The 231-nt window shown below is 48.5% G+C and carries 1 protein-coding gene; it reads right to left on the bottom strand.

The features are described 5' to 3' along the window. Nucleotides 1–218, bottom strand: a 218-nt coding sequence (locus tag HBA93_RS23895) for a recombinase RecT (RefSeq protein ID WP_286202184.1), incomplete at its 3' end; no start/stop codon positions are given. Between the last annotated feature and the right edge of the window lie 13 nt (nucleotides 219–231).

Below are 231 nucleotides of genomic sequence, written 5' to 3'. Positions count from 1 at the left end.
CCCTTTTTCGGGAAGGCATAAATTTCGCGGGTGATCGGATTGAGCCCGTATTCTTTGGCCACCATCAGAAACGCTGCAAACTCTTCGTTGCTTGCGGTATTGGGCATACAAGTAGCTTTTACAGTATCTGCGAAAGCCTTAGGCTCCATCCCGTACTGAGAGGCCATAGAGGTAATCAGTGATTGTTTGGCTGCAGGAATAGTTGTGACTTGTGTCATGCTGCTTTCTCCG

It is taken from the genome of Ochrobactrum sp. SFR4 (assembly GCF_019730395.1).
In the GTDB taxonomy this organism is placed as follows: domain Bacteria; phylum Pseudomonadota; class Alphaproteobacteria; order Rhizobiales; family Rhizobiaceae; genus Pseudochrobactrum.
Note: the sequence above shows the minus strand (reverse complement) of the source record. Positions and strands in the feature narration are given on the sequence as shown.